This window comes from Actinomadura luteofluorescens (assembly GCF_013409365.1).
Lineage (GTDB): Bacteria > Actinomycetota > Actinomycetes > Streptosporangiales > Streptosporangiaceae > Spirillospora > Spirillospora luteofluorescens.
The window spans coordinates 5,414,485-5,433,972 of record NZ_JACCBA010000001.1 but is presented as its reverse complement, the minus strand read 5'-3'; the positions used below and the strand labels follow the sequence as shown (position 1 = coordinate 5,433,972).

The 19,488-nt window shown below is 70.9% G+C and carries 21 protein-coding genes, 2 tRNA genes and 1 pseudogene; 8 read left to right on the top strand and 16 right to left on the bottom strand.

What is annotated here, in order from left to right; all coding sequences use genetic code 11:
* Positions 1-55: 55 nt before the first annotated feature.
* On the bottom strand, positions 56-1,042 hold the full coding sequence (locus BJY14_RS25275) for a hypothetical protein (RefSeq protein WP_179845894.1): 987 nt from the start codon (positions 1,040-1,042) through the stop codon (positions 56-58).
* Positions 1,043-1,322: 280 nt separating this feature from the next.
* On the opposite strand from BJY14_RS25275, the gene BJY14_RS25270 reads away from it, so the two are divergent.
* Positions 1,323-2,384 (top strand): adenosine deaminase, encoded by a 1,062-nt coding sequence (locus BJY14_RS25270; RefSeq protein WP_179845893.1) that lies wholly within the window; start codon positions 1,323-1,325, stop codon positions 2,382-2,384.
* 28 nt (positions 2,385-2,412) lie between these two features.
* Here the strand turns inward: BJY14_RS25270 and BJY14_RS25265 are convergent, their stop codons facing one another.
* The 6 genes from BJY14_RS25265 to BJY14_RS25240 form a co-directional block, all read right to left on the bottom strand.
* The gene (locus BJY14_RS25265; RefSeq protein WP_218905586.1) at positions 2,413-3,126 is read right to left on the bottom strand and encodes a GntR family transcriptional regulator; all 714 of its coding nucleotides are present in this window, start codon (positions 3,124-3,126) and stop codon (positions 2,413-2,415) included.
* Between the two features lie 80 nt (positions 3,127-3,206).
* Positions 3,207-3,788: a TMEM165/GDT1 family protein gene (locus BJY14_RS25260; protein WP_179845892.1), complete on the bottom strand. Its 582-nt coding sequence runs from the start codon at positions 3,786-3,788 to the stop codon at positions 3,207-3,209.
* Positions 3,789-4,006: 218 nt separating this feature from the next.
* Complete coding sequence (locus tag BJY14_RS25255) at positions 4,007-5,074, bottom strand: UDP-N-acetylmuramate dehydrogenase (protein WP_179845891.1); 1,068 nt, start codon at positions 5,072-5,074, stop codon at positions 4,007-4,009.
* A gap of 117 nt (positions 5,075-5,191) precedes the next feature.
* The gene (locus tag BJY14_RS25250) at positions 5,192-5,617 is read right to left on the bottom strand and encodes a MaoC family dehydratase (RefSeq protein WP_179845890.1); all 426 of its coding nucleotides are present in this window, start codon (positions 5,615-5,617) and stop codon (positions 5,192-5,194) included.
* Positions 5,617-6,054 carry a MaoC family dehydratase N-terminal domain-containing protein gene (locus tag BJY14_RS25245; RefSeq protein WP_179845889.1) on the bottom strand — a complete coding sequence of 146 codons (438 nt, stop codon included), beginning with the start codon at positions 6,052-6,054 and terminating at the stop codon, positions 5,617-5,619. Before BJY14_RS25245 ends, BJY14_RS25250 begins: the two co-directional genes overlap by 1 nt.
* Positions 6,055-6,433: 379 nt before the next feature.
* A complete protein-coding gene (locus BJY14_RS25240) occupies positions 6,434-7,138 on the bottom strand; it encodes an LOG family protein (protein ID WP_179845888.1) in 705 nt (234 codons plus the stop codon).
* Between the two features lie 298 nt (positions 7,139-7,436).
* Between BJY14_RS25240 and BJY14_RS25235 the strand changes: the two genes are divergently transcribed.
* Positions 7,437-8,003, top strand: coding sequence for an NUDIX hydrolase (locus BJY14_RS25235; RefSeq protein ID WP_281382131.1), 567 nt, complete (start codon positions 7,437-7,439; stop codon positions 8,001-8,003).
* 376 nt (positions 8,004-8,379) lie between these two features.
* Here BJY14_RS25235 and rpmG read toward each other — a convergent pair whose 3' ends face one another.
* The 4 genes from rpmG to BJY14_RS45610 form a co-directional block, all read right to left on the bottom strand.
* Positions 8,380-8,544 carry a 50S ribosomal protein L33 gene (rpmG, locus tag BJY14_RS25230; protein ID WP_026404241.1) on the bottom strand — a complete coding sequence of 55 codons (165 nt, stop codon included), beginning with the start codon at positions 8,542-8,544 and terminating at the stop codon, positions 8,380-8,382.
* Between the two features lie 118 nt (positions 8,545-8,662).
* Positions 8,663-8,736 (bottom strand) — tRNA-Met (locus tag BJY14_RS25225).
* A gap of 292 nt (positions 8,737-9,028) precedes the next feature.
* Positions 9,029-9,101, bottom strand: a tRNA-Thr gene (locus tag BJY14_RS25220).
* A gap of 80 nt (positions 9,102-9,181) precedes the next feature.
* Positions 9,182-9,850, bottom strand: coding sequence for an acyl-CoA dehydrogenase family protein (locus BJY14_RS45610; RefSeq protein WP_312879800.1), 669 nt, complete (start codon positions 9,848-9,850; stop codon positions 9,182-9,184).
* Between the two features lie 92 nt (positions 9,851-9,942).
* Between BJY14_RS45610 and BJY14_RS45600 the strand changes: the two genes are divergently transcribed.
* Positions 9,943-10,089 (top strand): hypothetical protein, encoded by a 147-nt coding sequence (locus BJY14_RS45600; RefSeq protein WP_246396085.1) that lies wholly within the window; start codon positions 9,943-9,945, stop codon positions 10,087-10,089.
* On the opposite strand, the pseudogene BJY14_RS45595 reads toward BJY14_RS45600, so the two are convergent.
* Positions 10,026-10,310: pseudogene (locus BJY14_RS45595) on the bottom strand (acyl-CoA dehydrogenase family protein); the annotation flags it as partial. The gene BJY14_RS45600 and the pseudogene BJY14_RS45595 sit on opposite strands and share 64 nt — an antisense overlap.
* Before the next feature lie 80 nt (positions 10,311-10,390).
* Here BJY14_RS45595 and BJY14_RS25210 point away from each other — a divergent pair.
* Positions 10,391-11,422: a hypothetical protein gene (locus BJY14_RS25210; RefSeq protein ID WP_179845886.1), complete on the top strand. Its 1,032-nt coding sequence runs from the start codon at positions 10,391-10,393 to the stop codon at positions 11,420-11,422.
* Between the two features lie 42 nt (positions 11,423-11,464).
* On the opposite strand, the gene BJY14_RS25205 is transcribed toward BJY14_RS25210, so the two are convergent.
* The gene (locus BJY14_RS25205) at positions 11,465-12,193 is read right to left on the bottom strand and encodes a protein phosphatase 2C domain-containing protein (RefSeq protein WP_312879398.1); all 729 of its coding nucleotides are present in this window, start codon (positions 12,191-12,193) and stop codon (positions 11,465-11,467) included.
* Positions 12,194-12,762: 569 nt separating this feature from the next.
* Between BJY14_RS25205 and BJY14_RS25200 the strand changes: the two genes are divergently transcribed.
* From BJY14_RS25200 to BJY14_RS25185, 4 genes are all read left to right on the top strand, one after another.
* Positions 12,763-13,410: a class F sortase gene (locus tag BJY14_RS25200; RefSeq protein WP_312879397.1), complete on the top strand. Its 648-nt coding sequence runs from the start codon at positions 12,763-12,765 to the stop codon at positions 13,408-13,410.
* Between the two features lie 337 nt (positions 13,411-13,747).
* A complete protein-coding gene (locus BJY14_RS25195) occupies positions 13,748-14,857 on the top strand; it encodes a glycosyltransferase family 2 protein (RefSeq protein ID WP_218905585.1) in 1,110 nt (369 codons plus the stop codon).
* 3 nt (positions 14,858-14,860) lie between these two features.
* On the top strand, positions 14,861-15,025 hold the full coding sequence (locus BJY14_RS25190) for a hypothetical protein (RefSeq protein ID WP_179845884.1): 165 nt from the start codon (positions 14,861-14,863) through the stop codon (positions 15,023-15,025).
* A gap of 55 nt (positions 15,026-15,080) precedes the next feature.
* Positions 15,081-15,689, top strand: a complete 609-nt coding sequence (locus BJY14_RS25185; protein WP_312879396.1) for a cadmium resistance transporter — start codon at positions 15,081-15,083, stop codon at positions 15,687-15,689.
* 99 nt (positions 15,690-15,788) lie between these two features.
* Here BJY14_RS25185 and BJY14_RS47815 read toward each other — a convergent pair whose 3' ends face one another.
* The 3 genes from BJY14_RS47815 to BJY14_RS25170 all read right to left on the bottom strand — a co-directional run bounded on the left by BJY14_RS47815 (position 15,789) and on the right by BJY14_RS25170 (position 18,827).
* Positions 15,789-15,950, bottom strand: coding sequence for a twin-arginine translocation signal domain-containing protein (locus tag BJY14_RS47815; protein WP_179845883.1), 162 nt, complete (start codon positions 15,948-15,950; stop codon positions 15,789-15,791).
* A gap of 812 nt (positions 15,951-16,762) precedes the next feature.
* A complete protein-coding gene (locus BJY14_RS25175; protein ID WP_179845882.1) occupies positions 16,763-17,551 on the bottom strand; it encodes a GNAT family N-acetyltransferase in 789 nt (262 codons plus the stop codon).
* A 757-nt stretch (positions 17,552-18,308) separates the two neighbouring features.
* A complete protein-coding gene (locus BJY14_RS25170; RefSeq protein ID WP_179845881.1) occupies positions 18,309-18,827 on the bottom strand; it encodes a proline dehydrogenase in 519 nt (172 codons plus the stop codon).
* Positions 18,828-19,488: the final 661 nt, after the last annotated feature.

Here is a 19,488-nt window from a genome sequence, read left to right as displayed (position 1 = left end):
CCACGCCTGTGTTGTGTTAGCTGAGTTGCTGTTGCCCTGGTTCGCTAACGGGGTGTCAGCCGGCCTTGTGCAGGGCGGCGGCCAGGTCCTTCGTCCCACCGGCCAGGACGGGGCTGCCGTTGACGAACAGCGAGGAGCCGTTCGGGTCGAACAGCAGCACGCCGTTGCCGTTCGGGCTCTGCCAGGCGGCCACGCCGGCGATGGTCAGCGGGGTGCCGCCCTGGGGCAGGCCGAGCGCCTGGCGCAGCTGCTCCTGCGTCATGCCGGCGCGCGTCTTGATCGTCTCGACGGTGAGCCACTGGCCGGCCTTGCCGGTCCACTTCTGCGTGACGGCGCAGATCTGCGCCTTGCGCAGGTCGGCGGAGCCGGGGACGGCCGACACGTAGCGCAGGCCCTTGGCGGTCATGACGGTCTTCTCGACGGTGCTGCCGACCTTCACGGCGGGCTTCAGCGTGCTGCAGTCGAGCTTGGGCAGCGCGGGCAGGGCGGGCTTGGCGGGCGCGCCGGGCACCTTCGCGTTCGGCTTGGCGGCGGGGGCGCCGCCGGGCAGGTCGCCGGTGGACGGCACGCAGGTCGGCAGGTCCGCCGGGACGCCGGGCTTGGCGGGAACGCCGGGCTTCGCCGGAACGTCGGGCTTGGCGGGGAGGGTCGTGCCGTCCGGGAGCTTCGCGCCGGGGAGATCGGCGCCCGGGATGCCGGTCTGCGGCAGGTCCTTGCCGGGGACGCCCGTCTTCGGCAGCTGGCCCTGCGGCAGGTTCTTGGTCGCCGGGTTCTGCTTGAGGTGCTGCTCGACCTGCTTCTTCACCCCGTCGGCGGGGACCTTGGGCAGCTCGGGCTTGGCGGGAAGCTTCGCCGGGATGCACGTCGGGAGGCCCTTGGGCGCGGCGTCCTGCAGCTTGCGCTCCACGGCGGGGGCCTTGGAGCCGCTCGACTGGAGGCCGGCCTCGTGGTGGGAGCCGGTCATGGCCCACGTCGCGCCGCCGCCCACGGCCACGGTTCCGACGGCGGACGCTGCGATCAAGGCGGCCTTCAGCGTGATCATCGTGAATCCCTTCTGACGGGGGTCTTGCTCGGGGGGTGTTGCTCAGGAGTGCCTGTCTCTCTCTGGCGCCCCTCGTATACGCACGGTGCCGGTGGAGGGTTGCACGGGATTCCAAACTTTTTTCGGGGATGCCCATGGGGCGTGATGGCCGCCGCGTGTCATGCGAGGTAGTCCGGTGTGGTGATCCTGCCGGGGCGGGCGTTCGAGGAGGACGATGATCCGGCAACATTGGCTCATGGAGGCCCGTACCGTTTCAGCCCGTCCGGCCGAGGACCGTTCCATGCCGGACCCCCGGGAGCCCGTGCCCGCGCGCGGTCCCGCCCGCCCGGACGTGGCCCTGCTCCCCAAGGCGCATCTGCACCTTCACTTCACCGGGTCGATGCGGCACTCCACGCTAGTGGAGCTCGCCGACCTGCACGGCGTCCATCTGCCGGACGCCCTCGTCGAGGACTGGCCGCCCCGGCTGCACGCCACCGACGAGCGCGGCTGGTTCCGTTTCCAGCGCCTGTACGACATCGCCCGCTCGGTCCTGCAGACGCCGGACGACCTGCGCCGGCTGCTGCGCGAGACCGCCGAGGACGAGGCCGCGGAGGGATCGGGCTGGCTGGAGATCCAGGTCGATCCGAGCGGGTACGCGGCGCGCTTCGGCGGGCTGACCCCGACCGTGGAGCTGGTGCTGGACGCCGCGCGCGACGCGTCGGAGGCGACCGGCGTCGGGATCGGCGTGGTGATCGCGGCGAACCGGACCCGGCACCCCCTGGACGCCAAGACCCTCGCCCGCCTCGCCGTGCGCTACACCGGCAGGGGCGTCGTCGGGTTCGGCCTGTCCAACGACGAGCGGCGGGGCCGCGCCTACGACTTCGAGGGCGCGTTCCGGATCGCCAAACGCGGCGGCCTGCTGTCGGACCCGCACGGCGGCGAGCTGCTCGGCCCGGCGAGCGTCCGCGAGTGCCTGGAGACGCTGGAGGCCGACCGGATCGGGCACGGAGTCCGCGCCGTGGAGGATCCGCGGCTCCTGGAGCGCATCGTGGACCGCGGGGTCACGCTGGAGGTCTGCCCGGCGTCGAACGTGGGTCTCGGCGTGGCGGCGACGGCGTCGGACGTCCCGCTGCGGCGGCTGTTCGAGGCGGGCGCGTCGATCGCGCTCGGCGCCGACGACCCGCTGCTGTTCGGCTCGCGTCTGGCGCGCCAGTACGAGCTGGCCCGCACCGCCCACGCGTTCACCGACGCCGAGCTGGCGGAGCTGGCCCGGCAGTCGATCCGGGCCTCGGCGGCGCCGGACGACGTGCGGCGCCGGCTGCTGGCGGGCGTCGACGCCTGGCTCGGCGACGGGGCCGCGTGACCGGCCGCGCGACCGGCCGCGCGAACCGTCACTGCGGCGATCGCGTGGCCGGGCGCCACAGGCCCCGGCGTTCGAGGTGGCATACCAGCAGTTCCCCGGCCCGGACGATGTGGGCGCGCATCTCCTCGCCGGCCGTGCGGGCGTCCCCGTCCCGGAGCGCCGCCAGGATCCGCCCGTGGTCGCGGACGGCGACGTCCGGCCAGTCGGCCAGCCGCCCGTACAGGCCGCGCGGCACGTACCGGGCGGCCGTGCCGAGCGACCAGGCGAGCTTCGGCGAGTCCGCGGCCAGGTTGATCTCCCGGTGGAAGTGGTGGTTGCGCCCCTCCATCAGGTCGGGGCGGCGCGCGGCCTTGTCACGTGCCAACGCCTGCTGGAGGCCGTCCAGCCGCCCCAGGGCGGCGGGGCCGATCCGGGACGCGGCGCGCACGGCCAGCTCGGCGGCGATGCCCGCCTGCACCCAGAACAGGTCCTGGACGTCGCGCTGCGACAGCGGCGCGACGACGAACCCGCGCCGCGGCTCCAGGACGACGAAGCCCTCGCTGCGCAGCGACTTCAGCGCCTCCCTGACGGGTGTGACGCTGATGCCGAACTCCAGGGCCAGCCGTTCCAGCCGCAGATGGTCGCCGGGCCGGATGCGCCCGTCCATGATCAGTTCGCGGATGCGGGCGGCGGCCTCGTCGCTCAGCTGGAGCCGCGCGCCGAGCGCCTGCCGCGGCGGGGGGAGGGAGGCGGGTAGGGCCACGGTGGTAACTCCCGTCCGGCCCCTGCCGCGGTGGAGCCTCACCGTCGCTCAGGGGCCCTGGAGGGAGTGTTCCCGCCGCGTCACGCGGTGATGCCCTCGATCAGCAGCAGCACGCCGAAGACGGCGAACCCGGCGGCGGCGCCGTACTTGATGACCCGCTCGGGCAGCCGGCGGCCGAGCATCTGGCCGACGACGATGGCGAGCGCGTCGGCGGCGACCATCCCGACCGTCGAGCCGAGCCACACGCCGGTCAGCCCGGCGAGGCCGCCGTGGTCGGCGGCGAGGGTGACGGTGGCGAGCATCGTCTTGTCGCCCAGCTCGGCGAGGAAGAACGCCCCGCCGACGGCGAGGATCGCCGATCCGGTGGCGCGCCGCGCCTTGTCCCGCTCGTCGTCGTCCAGCTTGTCGCCGCGCAGCGTCCACAGCGCGAAGCCGAGGAACGCGACGCCGGCGATGATCGAGATCGGGCCGGTGGGGAGCGCGGCCCCGAGGGCCGCGCCGAGGGCGACGCTGGCCAGGTGGACGATCGCGGTCGCGGCCGTGATGCCGATCAGCACCGGAAGCGCCCGGAAGCGGGTGGCGAACGTCATGGCCATGAGCTGGCTCTTGTCGCCCAGCTCGGCCACGAAGATCACAGCCAGGCTGATGAGGAAGGCGGTCACCGGTTCCCTTTCGCTCGTGCTGCCGGGCGAAGGGCGGGGGCTCGCGCGCACGACCTCGGCCCGGCATGACTGCCAGGCCGAAGGTCTCGTCCGCCGCGATGTGAACCGGGCCCGCGTGACCGGGCGCCGTCGGCGGCGCCAGTATGTCGACCACGCGATTGGGACTACTCCCCCTCGACGCCGTCCACCCTACCAACGAGGCCGGGGCGGCCCCGCGGTCAGAGGGTCACACCGACCATGACGGGCTCGTTGACCAGCTCGACGCCGAACGCGTCCTTGACGCCGCCGCGGACCTCGCGGGCCAGCGCGAGCAGGTCGGCGGTGCTGGCGCCGCCCGGGTTGGTGAGCGCGAGGGTGTGCTTGGTGGAGATGCGGGCCGGTCCGCGCGCGTGCCCCTTGGCGAACCCGGCGCGGTCGATGAGCCAGGCGGCGGACGTCTTCATCCGGCCGCCTGCGTCCGGGTAGCGGGGGAACGTCGCGTCCGGGCCGAGGCGTTCGGCGACGCGGCGTTCGAGCTCGGCGAGCTGCTCTGGGTCGAGGATGGGGTTGGTGAAGAAGGATCCGGCGCTGCGGGTGTCGGGGTCGGCCGCGTCCAGGACCATGCCCTTGCCCCGCCGCAGTTCGAGGACGGCGTCGCGGGCCTCCTTCAGCGTGACCCGGTCCCCCGGCTGGACGCCCAGCCTCCGCGCGAGCTCGGCGTAGGCGATGGGCTGCGACTCCTCCGCCTCGTACAAGGCGTACGTCACGTCGAGGACGACGTACCGGTCGTTGCCCTTGAAGGCGCTGTGCCGGTAGGTGAACCGGCAGGCGTCGCGGTCGAGGGTGACGCAGGCGCGGGCCTCCCGGTCGTAGGCGCGGACCTCCACGATCGTCTCGCTGACGTCCTGCCCGTAGGCGCCGACGTTCTGGATCGGCGTGGCGCCGACGCGGCCGGGGATGCCGGACAGGCACTCGACGCCGGCGAGGCCGTCGGCGACGCAGCGGGCGACGAACGGGTCCCAGTCCTCCCCCGCCTGGACGCGCAGGCGCACCCTGCCGCCCTCGGCGGCGACGCGTTCGGTGCCGCGCGTCCCGATGTGCACGACGGTCCCGGGGAACCCGTCGTCGGACACCACGAGGTTGCTGCCGCCCCCGAGTACCAGGACCGGTTCGCCCTCGTCGTCGGCCTTGCGGACGGCGGCGACCAGCTCCGTCTCCGTCGTCGCCTCGACGAAGCGCCGCGCGGGGCCGCCCAGCCGCAGCGTGGTGTAACCGGCCAGGTTCACGTCCTCGGCGAACACCGCCACGTCGTCTCCCTCTCCTGCCGTGCCCCGCGCCGCCGGGCCGGCCCGCCCCGCCTCACGCCGCCCCGTCCGGTGACGTGCGCACCGGCCGGGGCGGCCCCGGCCGGTGTGCCGCCGCGCTCAGGCGAGCCTGACGACCGCCTTGGCGCGCGTGAGGACCTTCTGGTCGTTGGACCTGGCGGTGAGCGCCACGACGACCTTGTTGTCGTCGAGCTTCTCCTCCACCTTGCCGCTGATCTCCAGGGTCGCGCCGCCCTCGTCCGGGACCACGACCGGAGAGGAGAACCGTACCCCGTAGTCCACGACGGCGCCCGGGTCGCCGGCCCAGTCGGTGACGAACCGGCCGCCCTGCGCCATCGTGTACATGCCGTGCGCGATCACGTCCGGGAGGCCGACGGCCCTGGCGACGCCCTCGCGCCAGTGGATCGGGTTGAAGTCGCCGGACGCGCCCGCGTACATGACGAGGTTGGCGCGGTCGACGGCGTAGGTCTGCTTGGGGATCTCGGTGCCGACCTCGACGTCGGCGTAGTTCACCTTGGCGGTCATCAGGCACCCCGCTCCACGATCGTGTTGTAGGACTTGCAGACCGGCTCGCCCTCGACGGTCGCGATCTCGGTCTCCACGACCATCTTCTCGTTGTTGCCGATCGACCTGATCTCGGTGATCGTCGAGGTGCAGGTGATGACGTCCCCGGCGCGCAGGGGGCGGGTGTACTCGAAGCGCTGCTCGCCGTGCACGACCATCGCGTAGTTGAGGCCGAGGTCGGGGTCGGCGAGGCCGGGGTTGCCGAGGGAGACCACGATCGGGAAGGTGGGCGGCGCGATGACGTCGGGGTACCCGGCCGCCTTGGCCGCCTCGCGGTCGCGGTAGATCGGGTTGCGGTCACCGATCGCGTCCGCGAACTCGCGGATCTTCACCCGGCTGACCTCGTAGGGCTCGCTGGGCGGGAAGCTCCGCCCGATGAAATCACGGTTGAGTGCCATGCAGTCCGTTCCCTCCAGATGGACCAGGGCCCCGCGGACCCGCCGGCCGCACCGCTCCGCCGGCCGGGGCGTCCGGGCGCCTTCTGAGCGCGCTGGTTCCGCCTCTCCGGACGGACGGTAACAGAACGGCATTCACACCGTCCGCGCGGGTCTCACCGCCAGAACGGACAGGCCGCGACTATCTGGACGGCCTGTGGAATGAGCGGCCTAGGGAAGAGCGACGGACGGCCGGATTCGGGGCTCCCACCGGGGGGCGGTGGCGAAAGTGTCGGCACATACGTGAAACTCCCGGGCGGGCAGCGAGGCGCTGTCCGACCGGGAGTCCCGTGACGCTCAGGGATCCCGCCTGGAGAGCGGGACCCCTACTTCACGCCGTCTCCTAGGAGACGGCGTGCTTGGGCATCAGGGCCGCGACCTGCTCCGCCGTGTCGACGACGTGGAACAGGTCGAGGTCCTCCTCGGAGATCATGCCCTCGGCGAGCAGGGTCTCCTTGATCCAGGTGATGAGGCCTCCCCAGAACTCCGTGCCGACCAGCACGACCGGCCGGCCGGGCACCTTCCTGGTCTGGATGAGGACCAGCATCTCGAACAGCTCGTCGAGGCTGCCGAAACCGCCCGGCAGCACGACGAACGCGCACGAGTACTTCACGAACATCACCTTGCGGACGAAGAAGTACCGGAACAGGCGCGCGATGCGGTGCCACCGGTTGGGCCGCTGCTCGAAGGGGAGCTTGATGTTCAGCCCCACCGACACGCCGCCGGCCTTGTGCGCTCCTTCGTTGGCGGCGGCCATCGCGCCGCCGCCACCGCCCGTCATCACGCCGAACCTCTGCGCGACCAGCGCCGCGCCGACCTCGACGCCGCGCTGGTACTCCTTCGTGCCGACCTTGGTCCGAGCGCTTCCCATCACCGCGACCAACGGCACGTCGACGGGGTCGAGGAGCTGGAAGCCCTCGGCGAACTCGGCCTGCGCACGGTGGCCCAGGGTGGAGCTGGACTCGACCAAGGCCGGCTCGGCCGCCCCTGAGGTGGGCAGGGCCCTGCCGCGCTCCTCCGAACCGGAGGAGCAAATCGGTTCTGTCATCTTTTTTCTCCGTTGAACCTCCTTGCGCCGTCCGAGACGTCGCAAGGGCACCCGGATCTCGGGCACGGTCTTGATCGTCCGGCGATGCGGGCCGGCCGCAACCCCTGTTGGGGACGAGTTACCGCCGGGCGGTGACCGGTGTGCGCACCGCTCTGATCAGCCCGCGCACCGCGCCGAAAAGGCCGGCCGTCAGGCTCCCCGTCCATTGCGATGAGCGGCCGATCCTGGACAGTCCAAAGTGCGGCATAGTGCCGCGCCAAAAATCCGACAAACAAGAACCAGAGGGAGTGAAGCAGCGATGAACGCTGCCCCGAATAAGAAGAGGTGCGACGGTCATTCCGTCGCTGTCATCATCGTCGATCCCCGGTTGGGCATCCTGATCGGCAACATCTCCGACGGCCGCGGTGCGTCCGGTGTGGGCGGGCACGTCAAGGACGACTTCAAGAGCTACGTCGAAGCGGCTCACGGGGAAGTCCGCGAGGAGACGGGCCTGACGGTCACATCACTGACGCCACTGTTCGACGACGAGGTGTGGCGTGACAACCCCTGCAAGCGAGGAGACGGTCCGTACGGAATGGGCCACTTCTGGCAGGTGTACGTCGCCGAAGCGGAGGGGTGCCTCAACCCCGACAAGGGCTCGTTCAGCAAGATGCGATGGGTCTCCAGGGCCGATCTGCAGAAGCTGGTCGGGCGCACCCTGCTCCGCGTCAGGGGCGAGCTCACCGACGAGGAGTGGGTCAGCGAGCCCGGGATCACGTTCTCCTGGGTCCGGTGGCTCGCCGAGGCCGACCTGATCACGGTGACCGAGCCGGAGCTGCGGGAGATCGAGGAGTTCATGCTCACGGACGAGACCAATCGTCCGTGAGCCCCGCCTGAGCATGGACCAGGTGAGACTGCCTGGGAAGTGACCGGGTGAACCCGCCTGGGGACCGGTTGGCGCCTGAACCGCCGACCGGTCCTCGGGACCTGACTCGGTGTGATGGTCCGCTGCGGGCCGATGCCGGGCCGCCGGCCGGGCGGCACCAGGACGACGTTCAGCCCGCCCTCGCTGGTATCACTGCGAGAACGGGCTGATGCGTGTCAGTGGCAAGCGTGCGAAGAAGTCTGCGCTGCGGGGCGGACTCGCACCGTGGCCGGGCTCCCGGGCATGGACCGTGGGTCCGTGGCCGACGGGTGTCCCGATGTGGACGGTGGGTCCTGGCCCTGCGGTCAGGGCAGTACTTCTCCGTCCGGGACCTCGGTCAGCGGGTCTCCCGGTGCGGACGGTGCGTCCGGCAGTTGGGGCAGTACTTCTTGATCTCCAGGCGGTCCGGGTCGTTGCGCCGGTTCTTCCGCGTGATGTAGTTGCGGTGCTTGCACTCCTGGCAGGCCAGCGTGATCTTCGGCCGGACGTCGGTGGCAGCCACGATGGAGTGCCTTTCTGAGCTAGGGACAGGGACTTTCGGACCTCGGCCGTCCCCGGGGGACGGCCGGCGATTCGACCCAGCCTTCTCACCCCCGTCGAGGGGTGAGAGACCTGGGTAGTAGCGAGGGCCGGACTTGAACCGGCGACACAGCGATTATGAGCCGCTTGCTCTGCCTGACTGAGCTACCCCGCCGAGATGGTCGGTGTGGACCGGATTGCCAGGATACCGGATGCGCACCGAGCCCTGGGAACACGAGAACCCGGACGAAGATCGGGGAACCGGTTCCGCGGGCTCCGCGGGACCGTCTCCAGACTACCGGGTGGGCCGGTGAGCTGCGAAACGTCCTGCTGGAACCGGTGGGACGGTACCACAGGCCCAGTTATGGAGCGAATCAGGGCGGTCGCCGTCGCGGGGACGGCGGCGGCCGTGCCCCGGTACGACGAAGGCCGCCCTCCGGAATGCGGATGGCGGCCGGTGTGCCGTGAGCCCCTTTACGGAATCGAACCGTAGACCTTCTCCTTACCATGGAGACGCTCTGCCGACTGAGCTAAAGGGGCCTGCGTCGTTCGCGCAGTGAAACCATACACGGCCAGGGCGCGTGGTGCGAACCGGATTCCCGTGCCGGTGTCCGCGCTGGTCAGCGCAGCAGGTCGCGGGCGATGACGAGCTGCTGGATCTGGCTCGTCCCCTCGTAGATGCGGAACAGACGGACGTCGCGGTAGAAGCGCTCGACGGCGACGCCGCGCATGTAGCCCATGCCCCCGTAGACCTGGACGGCGCGGTCGGCGACCCGTCCGACCATCTCCGAGCAGTAGTACTTGGCGCAGGACGGGCCGAGCTTGGTGTCCTCGCCCGCGTCGTAGGCGCGAGCCGCTTCCAGGACCATCGAGCGTCCCGCGTACAGCTCGGTCTGCGAGTCGGCGATGAGCCCTTGGACGAGCTGGTATTCGCCGATCGTCCTGCCGCCCTGGCTGCGTTCCTTCGCGTACGCGACTGTCTCGTCCAGGATCCTTTGGGCGAGACCCACGCAGACGGCGGCGATGCTTACCCGTCCATGGGCGAGCGAAGCCATCGCGGTACGGAAGCCCGTCCCCTCCGTCCCGACCATGGCGTCGGCGGGGACGCGCACGCCGTCGAAGAAGACCTCGGCCGTGTGGGCTCCGCGCTGGCCCATCTTCTCGTCGGACGGGCCGACGCGCAGGCCGTCCGTGCCCTTCTCTACGAGGAAGGTGGAGATGCCGCGCGAGCCGGGGCCGCCCGTCCTGGCGAAGACCATGAAGACGTCGGCCTCGGGCGCGTTGGTGATGAACCGCTTGGCGCCGTCGATGACGTAGTCGTCGCCGTCGCGGGCCCGCGGTCGTGGTCAGCGCGCTCGGGTCGGACCCGGCCTCGGACTCGGTGAGCGCGAACGCCCCGACGACCTCGCCGGACGCGAGCCTCGGCAGCCAGGCGTCCTTCTGCGCCGCCGTCCCGGCGTTCACCAGGACCTGCCCGGCGATGCCGTTGCTGGTGCCGAACATCGAGCGGAACGCGGGGCTGGCGTAGCCGAGCTCGAAGACCAGCCGCACCTCCTCGCTCAGCGAGAGGCCGAGCCCGCCGTACTCCTCGGGCAGCGCATACCCGAACAGGCCCATGTCGCGGGACGTGCGCCGCAGCCGCTCCGGGATCGCGTCGGTCTCCTCGATCTCCTCCTCGCACGGGACGACCTGGTCGCGGACGAAGCTGCGGACGGCCCTGAGCACGTCGGCGAGATCCTGTGGCTCCATGGACTTCATTCTAGAATCAGATTCCAGGATCGTGCCGCGGGTTCCCTCCCGGCGCACCCGATATGCCAGGGTGATCGATTATGTCGCTCCAGCATCTCGTCGATCAGATCGTCCGGGCCGCGGTGGTCGAGGACCGCTCCTTCGGCGACCTCCTCCCGCAGCTCATGCAGGTGTTCCAGACGGCCTCGCCCGCCGAGATGAACGCCGCGATGCCCCGCCTCGCGGAGGGCATCGCCGAGGCGCCCCCGAACCTCGGCGGCTGGCTCGCCATCGTCTCCGGCGCCTGGGTCGAGAACGGCGCCGACCCCGCCCCCGTCGGCGGGCCCCTCGTCCACCGCCTCTCCGAGGTCACCGCCGCCGCGCTGGCGTTCGCGAACGCGTGGGACCAGGCCGCCGGCGGCAAGCCGCCCCCGGACATGCAGGAGGAGCAGCCGTCCCAGCAGGTCTTCGACACCGTCGCGCCGCACCTCGGGGACGGCGCCGTGACCGCGATGATGTCGTGGTTCGCGCTGCCGCAGTTCACGATGGCGGGCTGCACCGTCCTGCAGATGGGCCCCTCGGTGCGGGCGGGCCTCGCCGAGCGCGACTTCCTCGCCTTCGCCGCCGGGCAGGCCGCCCAGTACCTCGGGCAGATGGAGCACTACCAGGCGCTGCTGCGCGTCCTGGACGGCGAGCGCCTCCTCGTCCTCGACCGCGCGAGCCGCAAGGGCTGGACGGTCACCATCGGCGGGATCGGCGACAACTTCCAGCTGCACGTCCTGCTCGGGGGCGCGCTCATCGGGCGTCCCGGCGGGCTGACCGGCGACCGTCCCGCCCCCGAGATCATCGCCTGCTTCCTCAACGCCGACACCCCGCCCGGGCGCCCGATCATCTCCAGCCCGTGGAACCTCGTCGACGCGCACGGCGAACCGATCTGGAACGAGGGCGTCCCGGCCGACATCCCGGTCGTGAACGGCACCCGCGTCGTCGTGATCGACCCGCCGTCCTACGAGCGCACGTTCCCCGCCGGACGGCGCTTCCCCCTCATGCCCGCCACCCTCCGCCTGGACGGCATGCACCTGCCGGAGGACCTGGACGCCTGGTGGCCGCACATCAAGGCCCCGACGCGCTGACGGAGGGCGGCCCCGACGCGTGAACGGCGGGTCGGGCCGCGGTCAGGGATCGAAGCGGACGAAGACGGCGGTGGCGTCGTCGTACCTCTTCCCGCGGGCCGCGGGCGCCTCCGCCTCCGCGGCCCTGGTCCTCCTGACCAGTTCCCGCGGCCCCTCCTCCTCGAGGAGCCGGAGCAGGCCGCCCCACTCCATCCGGCCGAACCGCTCCACGAGCCTGGACGCGCCGTCGCTCAGCACCGCCGCCCGCCGCAGCCCCTCGACCGGCACCTCACCGGTCAGCCCCTCGTACGCGGCCTCCGGCCTGGTGCTCGCCACCCAGAACCCGCCGGGACTGTTGCGCGACCGCCGGACGCCCTCCAGGGTGTAGCTCGGCAGATGGTCGACCCGGTCGTCCCGGAAGACCCTGATCTCGCCGACGTCCACCACGATCGGCGAGTCGGCGAGGACGTACCACTCCACGGCCGCGCCGCGGCGGCGCAGCAGCGACACGGTCGCGGACGGGCTGTCCGGATTCTCCAGGTCGCACGTGTCGGTGTGCGCCTCCCCGGTCACCTTGATCGCCTCGGCGACCAGGTCGGGCAGCGGCTTGCCGTCCTCCAGCGCCAGCAGCGCCGCGATCCGACCGCCGAGCCTGCGCACCAGCCACGCCGGATCGTGGCGGCACCCGCTGTCCACCCCCTGCGGCGCCGTCGCGCCGTCCAGCAGCACCACCCATCCGGGCCCGGCCGCCACGAAGTCCTCGTTATCCCGTCCCGGCGTCGCCACACTCACATAACTCACCTGCACGGATGCAGGTCTACCCGCTGAACAGCCCTCCGCGGGCCGCTAGACCGATTCCCCCGCCCCGCGTCCTGAAGTGGTCGCCAGTGGGACGGTCATGCTCGGCCCGCCGCCGAGCATGGCCCGAGCCGCACGCACGTTTTCGGGCACGACGAGTAGGCCACGCCTTCAGTCCTGTGACCTGCGAAGATCATTTTTCGGCTGAGAGATGGGCCACTTTCGGACAGCGATCTTTGTATCCGCTCCATGGTCATCCCGACGGCGCCGGCCCGCCCGCACCGGCGACCGGCCGCCCCCGTCCGAATCAACGTCTTCGCAGGTCAAGAAGCGCATGCCGGAGCTCTCAAGCGGCCCCCTGGTCTGCGACGTCCCGCGCGAACGGGCTGCTTGACAGGACCAATGACTCCCACATGGAACAAGTCACCTCAACTGTCACAGGCCGTTCATCTGCGACTTCACCGTCCTCAAGCCCCAATCGTTAACTCTGGCCCATTACCGTTCGAACATCGCCGCGATCCGTGGCGCCCCCACCACCGAGCCGCGAAGGAGAGCGACCCCCCGTGACCCCTCGCAGTCAACGCGCGCGTGTCCTCGCCGCCGTCGCCGTGGGTGCGTCCGCCCTGCTCGTGGCCGCGTTCCTGGCCTTCCATGCCTTCCGCGCGGACCCGGCGACCGCCGCTCCGCCGATGCCGTCGCCCGACGCGTCCCGTCCGGCCGAACCCGCCACCGCGGCGGCCCTGAAGCCCGCGGCGCCGCTCCGCCTCGAAGTGCCGCGGATCGACGTCCGGACATCGCTCATGAAACTGGCCAAGAACCCGGACCGGACCGTCGAGACGCCCCCGCTGAGCCGCGCGCAGGAGGCCGGCTGGTACCGCCTCGGCGCCGCGCCCGGCAGCCGGGGCGCGGCCGTGATCATCGGACATGTGGACTCGGCGCGCGGCCCGGCCGTGTTCTACCGGCTCGGAGAGCTGCGCCCCGGCGACCGGGCGAGCGTCCTGCGCGCCGACGGCCGCACCGCCGTCTTCCGGGTCGACTCCGTCGAGAGGTTCGGCAAGGCCCGCTTCCCCACCCGCCGCGTCTACTCCGACCCCGGCTACGCGGCGATCCGCCTGATCACCTGCGGCGGGCGGTTCGACCGCGCCACCGGCCACTACGTCGACAACGTCATCGCCTTCGGCCACCTCGTGCGCACCGAAGGGACCCGCTGACATGCGCTCCGCCTCCGGAACCCCCGACGGACCCGGCCCCCGCCAGGGCCGGCACCGTCTCCCCCGCACGGCCCACCCGGCACCCCTCGGCGGAACGTCCCCGGTCCGGCGGGCACCCGGCTCAGGACACCTGGCGTCCTCGGCGGCGTGGGGAGGCCCGGCCCCCCACCGCTCCCCGTCCCCGACCGTCACCGTCCCCGACCGGACGGCGGCCGCGCTCATGCCCCCGCCAGTGCGGCGCCCCTCGGCCCCGTCCCAGCCCCCGCCCCCGCGCCCGCGCCCGTCCGCCCGCGTCCGGCAACCGCCCGTGCCGGCACCGCCCGTGCCGGCACCGCCCGTGCCGCAGAAGCGCGACGGGAAGCGCGACGGGAAGCGCGACCTGCCGGCCGTGCGCGCGGACGCGATGCGCGTGACCGTCCTGATCCCGGCGCACAACGAGGCCAAGCAGATCACCGAGACGATCGCCTCGCTGCGCCGCCAGGAGCGCCCCCCGGACCACATCATCGTGATCGCCGACAACTGCACCGACGCCACCGCCGCGTTCGCGCAGCTGTGCGGCGTCGAGATCGTCGGCACCCGCGGCAACAGGCACAAGAAGGCGGGCGCGCTGAACCAGGTCCTGGACCGGCTACTGCCGATCTTCGGCCCGGACGACGCGATCATGGTGATGGACGCCGACTCGGCGCTCGACCCCGGGTTCATCCGGCACGGCGTCGACCACCTCGCCACCGGCCGGTACGCCGCCGTCGGCGGCACCTTCACCGGCAAGCCGGGCGGCGGCGCCGTCGGCATGTTCCAGCGCAACGAGTACGCGCGCTACGCCCGCGACGTCCGGCGGCTGCAGGGCAAGGCCCTCGTCCTCACCGGCACCGCCACGATCTTCCGGGCCGCCACGCTCCAGGAAGTGATCGCCGCACGCCGGGACCGGCGCCTCCCAGGCCTGCCGCACGTCTACGACGTCCGCGTCCTGACCGAGGACAACGAGCTGACCCTCGCGATCCTCCACCTCGGCTTCCGCATCCTCTGCCCCAAGGAGTGCACGCTCACCACCGAGGTGATGCCGACGTGGCGCGAACTGGCCCAGCAGAGGCTCCGCTGGAAGCGCGGCGCGCTGGAGAACCTCGTCGACTACGGCTGGACGCCCGTCACCCGCCCCTACTGGGGACGGCAACTGCTCTCCCTCGTCGGCATCCTGGTGATCACCGCCTACCTGCTCTCGCTCACCTACTCGGTGATCTGGCTCGGCGGCATCCAGATCAGCCCGCTGTGGGCCGGCATCACAGTGATCTTCATGGTGGAGCGGGTGGTGACCGTCCGCCGGCGCGGCCCGGCGCAGATGGCGATCGCCGCCACCATCGTCGTCGAGATGGTCTTCGACGTCTTCCTCCAGATCGTCCAGGCGCGTGCGTTCTGGCAGGCCGCCTGGCGCAAAGAAAGGAAATGGTGATCCATGTACAACAATCCCCCGATCGGCGGGGTGGCCGCCGGCTTCGGCGGCGCCGCCGCCGCGTCCCCCTGGCTCGGCATGCAGGCCCTCTGGCTCGGCCTCGCGCTCTTCACCCTGGTCTCCGCGGGCCTCGCGGTGAAGCGCATCCTCCCGGCGCGCAGGGGCTGACGGTGGAGGCCGGGGCCCTCCCCGGCCTCCGCTCCCCTCCGGTAGGTTCCGCCGGGTGGACGGAATCGCAGGCACGATCTCGGCCGCGTGCGGCATGTTCGCGGCGACGAACGTCGACGACCTCATCGTCCTGACGGTGCTCTTCCTTTCCGGACGCGCGACCGGCTCCCCCAGGACCTGGCAGATCTGGGCCGGCCAGTACACGGGCATCGCCGCCCTGGTCCTCGTCTCGGTGGTCGCCGCGCTGGGCCTGACGATCGTCCCGGACGCGTGGATCGGCCTGCTCGGCCTCATCCCGCTGGCACTGGGGGTCCGCGGTCTCGTCGCGGCCGTCCGTTCCCGCGGCCACGACGGCCCGCCCGCGGTGGCCTCGGGCCTGCTTCCGATCGCCGGCGTGACGATCGCCAACGGCGCCGACAACATCTCGGCCTACACCCCGGTCTTCCGCGCCATCGGCCCGGAGTCCACCCTCGTCACCGTCGCGGTCTTCGCCGCCGGCGTGGCCCTGTGGTGCCTGGCCGCGTCCTGGCTCGGCTCGCACAAGAAGGTCATCGACCTCCTCGACCAGCACGGCCGATGGCTGGTCCCGATCGCCTTCATCACCATCGGCGCCCTGATCGTCCTGCGGTCGGCCCCCGACCTCCGCCACGCCCTCGGCCTCTAACCCCGGCCCCTGCCTGGAGACGAACCGCAGCAGGAAGAGGCATCGCAAAAGTAGGGCCGGGCCCCCTCGTGGAGGGGGGCCCGGCTGAATTCTTCGCGATCAGCGCTTCGGCTGCTCCGTGGTGGAGTCGCCAGAGCGAGGAGCCTCCTGCTGGGGGCTCTTCTTCTCTTCGTCCTTGTCCTTGCCACCCGTCACTGCGAGCACAGCCCCGACAGCCGCTGCTCCGATGACCTGTCGCCGGGTGATCTTGGCGTCTCCCATGGTTCTCTCTTTTCTCTTGTTTTTCAGTTGACTGCGGGACCGAGCCCGCAGGACGTACCGTCCGTGCACCACGCCCTAGCGCAAGTGGCTGAGAGCATTCGGTGAGCACGGCAGCCATCGCATCGGGATCAGCGCGCGGAGTCAGCGGCGTCGCGCGCATCCGCGGAGCCAGGAAGGTGTGCCGCTGACCACCGAGAGCACTCAGGCGCGTTTTCCTCAGCGACCTGCATCGCACGCTTGCTGCCCAGCCGTAGCCGGGGATGGCGGAGTCAGGGACCGAACCGCGGCCATCCCGTGCGAGAAGGCACATGCGAAGGAGGCCAGACAAAAGCGTCGACAGACACGAGACCGCCTTTACGTGAATCCCGAAATAACATAAAAGTAGTCACTTCTGCGGCGCCAGCGGCCGGCTATTTGAACGCCGTGTAGCGGCCGTGGGGCGCGGTCAGCACGAAGCTCTTACACCTCCCGGTTTCGCAGTTACTCCAGGTGCAGTGCGAGTTCCCGTAGATCTTGCGCATCTCGAAGCCCGGGGTGACGACCAGCGTCGTCTTCGGCGGCACCGTGGTCTCGTACGCTCTGCGTGGTCGACCCCTGCGCCTCTTCCTCGCGGAGTGCGGCTCCCCAACGATCGCCCCGGCGATCAGGGCTGCGACGACCTGGTTGCGCGTTAGTTGAAACCTTGCTCTGCCATTGGTGCACTTCGTCCCTTCGTTTGTGCTTCGGCTACAGGATTGATTCCCGCAGCTCGGACCACCCACGAACGCAAACCGTTAGCAAAAGCGCTGTCCTCGGCCACTCTGCCGTTTGCGTCAGGCGGCGCGGGAGTAGGTCACGTAGTCGGCGACGGGTTGGAAGCCGAGACGTTGATGGGCGGCGGGGTTCGCAGGGGTCGTGACGTGCACGACCTCGGTCGCGCCGTTGGTCAGCAACGAACGGGTGACGGCGGCCACCAAGGCGGTCGCGTAGCCGTACCCCCGATGCTCGTACGCGGTGTAGATCGGGTCGAGGCGCACCGCCGAGCCGAACCGGGGCCCGTGTCCGGCCACCGCCACCACGCGGCCACCGGTCTCCCAAAGGTGCAGGTCGCCGGAAGCGAGCCGGCCCGCCACCGCGCCGGGCGAGCCATGTCCCCGGGTGACGGCCTCGTACCAGCGGTCCAGCAGATCGTGGTCCGCCGACGTCGCCGGCCTCGCGAAACCGTCCGGCGTCGAGTACGGCTGGAGCGTCTCCAGCCGGTGCAGCCGCGATCGGTGGCCGACCGGCTGCCCAGGGCACTCCGACGCGAACGCCTCGACGACATCGCTGCGTCCCTCCCACGCGTGCGGCGCATCGTCCAGATACCCGGGCAGCGCTGCGGCGGCTTCCACCGGCATGTCACCGAGAAGCAGCGGACCAAAGGACGGACGAACGAACGCGCCCCCGACCATCCCCTCGGGGCCCGTCCACCAGCCGAACAATGGAGGCGCCCCGCCACCCGGACGGCGGACGGCGGACAGCGCGATCAGCAAGGGAAGATTGGTCGCAGCCCGTCCCAGCAGGAACTCCTCGCCCCCGACGAACTCGTCCGGGTCGCCCACCAGCGTCCATCCTGAGCTCACCGCCACCTCCCGCAGGGCACGGATAGACCCGTCACCCGCTCATGATCTCGTGCCGAACAGAGCCCGGGCACCTCTCCCTCGCAGGAGCAATGCGCGCTACCAGCGCCGCTCAACCGTGCCCCCGACCGCGACACGTGCGGTGGGGAGAGTGCGGAGCCGGCCCCGCCGGCCACGCCGCCGAACCCGGGCCAGACGTCGCTCATCGGCCTGACCGTCACCTTCCGACCGGAGACGCCGCTGCAACCTGCTCTCGACCCAGTCCCCCAACGGCAGACCGGGCTCCTTGCGCCACGTCTTCGGCCTCCGACGCCCCGGACGCTCCTCGACCTCAACCGCCTTCCCCACGTCGGGACTGCCCGCCGCCTCCTGAAGAAGCTGATGAAGGCGATGGCGGTTGGCACGATTAGGAAACCGCTTGTTCAGCCGAACGGCGTTCCTGGAACTCTTGTCATTCTCTGCGTAGGCATTGCGACGATCCTTGGCATAGCTGAGTCGCTTCTTCTCCTGAGGGCTCCTGCTCTTCATGGACCGCCCACCTTTCCAAGGCCCGCCAGAAGCGCACTGTACCGAACAGGAAGCACCGCGAACCATCCCCAGCAGCCCTGACCTGCGATCTCGCCACAGGAGGATAGGGAGGCTCCCAGTGACACCGAAGGACGCCCTGCCTTCCAGAATCCGGCCGCCATCCTCAACAGCGCAGGGTCGAAGAGAGCCCCACGCCCACCCAGCCCGCCCCCCGAGCAACCTGCATGACCTGTCAGTCGGCATTGCCAAGGACGCCGCGAGCTTGGACACGAAACTCACTGACAGCCCGGTAGAGCCGTCGCTCTCTCACTGAGGCGGTAGCGGAGTGCTCCATCCTCTCGCTGGTATCTGCTGCGCGAGCAGCCTTCACCATCTGCTGCATGACCTCGGATAGGCCGCTGGAAGCCTCGGCGATGCGGTCGATCGCCTCCACGATGGATGGAGGGCCTTCAATGATGACGACTTCTGCGGCGCGGTGGACATCACGGGCCCGAGTGATGAAGTGCTGCACCGTCCGATCCAACTCAGCCAGGTCGGGAGAAGCCGCCTGCAGGGCCTTGAGTATCGCGTCCATGGCCATATCGCGGTCATGGAGAGCACCGAGGTAGGCGGCATAGGCATCGCGTCGATACTGACGGCGCCATTGGGCGTGTTGTGTTCGCGCTTGTGTCCTACCGTTCACGACAGCTGCACCCAGAGTGCTGAAAGAGCCAACAGCGGCACCAAGAAGAGCGGCGACTCCTGCATCCATGGCCACATTGTGGCGTCACAAGACCGACCCTCGCGAAACTCCCGTCCTGCCAGGCAGCACGCCGGCACACCTCGACCACGGCCGCCCGCACGGCCCCGGCGACCGTCGTCCCGAGCCGCCGAGAGTAGGACGACAAGACCGATGAGGCACTCGGACCGCGACGTGGCCACTTCGGAACGGCGCGAAGGCCTTGGGTATCGCGTTCCTCAAAGGAGATCCCATGACTCGAAACCTTCCCGGCCCGTCCCCCGCTGCCGCAGACAAGCTGAGGTCCTCCTGTCCCTGCCCAGGATGGCTCCGAGAGCCCGACGGCTGCGAAGCTGGCCGACGAGCTGCTCCCAGACGTGATCCGCATGCTGGGCGGGATGCTCATCCTCAGCACGTACGAGACCCTCCGCACCGAGCTCGCGGAGGAGAACTTCCCCCGGCGGGCACCGCCACGCAGGGCGTCCGCAAGCCCTCGTCCAAGGACCAACCGCACCTCGGCCCTGTGTGCCCCAGAGCGAGGCCACCTCACCACGCGCCGGTCACGGCGTCGGCGTCCTGCTAAGGGTCTACGCCGGGTGCACCGACGGCCACGAGCACATGTGGAACGGCCGTATCGAGGACGCTCTCGAGGACGGCGACTAGCCAGGAGTGCGATGCCCGCCAGGACGACCGG

Excerpts from the sequence above, each read along its gene's own strand:
- BJY14_RS25275 (WP_179845894.1), bottom strand. The coding sequence starts at position 1,042 with ATGATCACGCTGAAGGCCGCCTTGATCGCAGCGTCCGCCGTCGGAACC.
- BJY14_RS25270 (WP_179845893.1), top strand. The coding sequence starts at position 1,323 with ATGCCGGACCCCCGGGAGCCCGTGCCCGCGCGCGGTCCCGCCCGCCCG.
- BJY14_RS25250 (WP_179845890.1), bottom strand. The coding sequence starts at position 5,617 with ATGACCGCCAAGGTGAACTACGCCGACGTCGAGGTCGGCACCGAGATC.
- BJY14_RS25245 (WP_179845889.1), bottom strand. The coding sequence starts at position 6,054 with ATGGCACTCAACCGTGATTTCATCGGGCGGAGCTTCCCGCCCAGCGAG.
- BJY14_RS25240 (WP_179845888.1), bottom strand. The coding sequence starts at position 7,138 with ATGACAGAACCGATTTGCTCCTCCGGTTCGGAGGAGCGCGGCAGGGCC.
- BJY14_RS25235 (WP_281382131.1), top strand. The coding sequence starts at position 7,437 with ATGAACGCTGCCCCGAATAAGAAGAGGTGCGACGGTCATTCCGTCGCT.
- BJY14_RS25210 (WP_179845886.1), top strand. The coding sequence starts at position 10,391 with ATGTCGCTCCAGCATCTCGTCGATCAGATCGTCCGGGCCGCGGTGGTC.
- BJY14_RS25190 (WP_179845884.1), top strand. The coding sequence starts at position 14,861 with ATGTACAACAATCCCCCGATCGGCGGGGTGGCCGCCGGCTTCGGCGGC.
- BJY14_RS47815 (WP_179845883.1), bottom strand. The coding sequence starts at position 15,950 with ATGGGAGACGCCAAGATCACCCGGCGACAGGTCATCGGAGCAGCGGCT.
- BJY14_RS25170 (WP_179845881.1), bottom strand. The coding sequence starts at position 18,827 with ATGGATGCAGGAGTCGCCGCTCTTCTTGGTGCCGCTGTTGGCTCTTTC.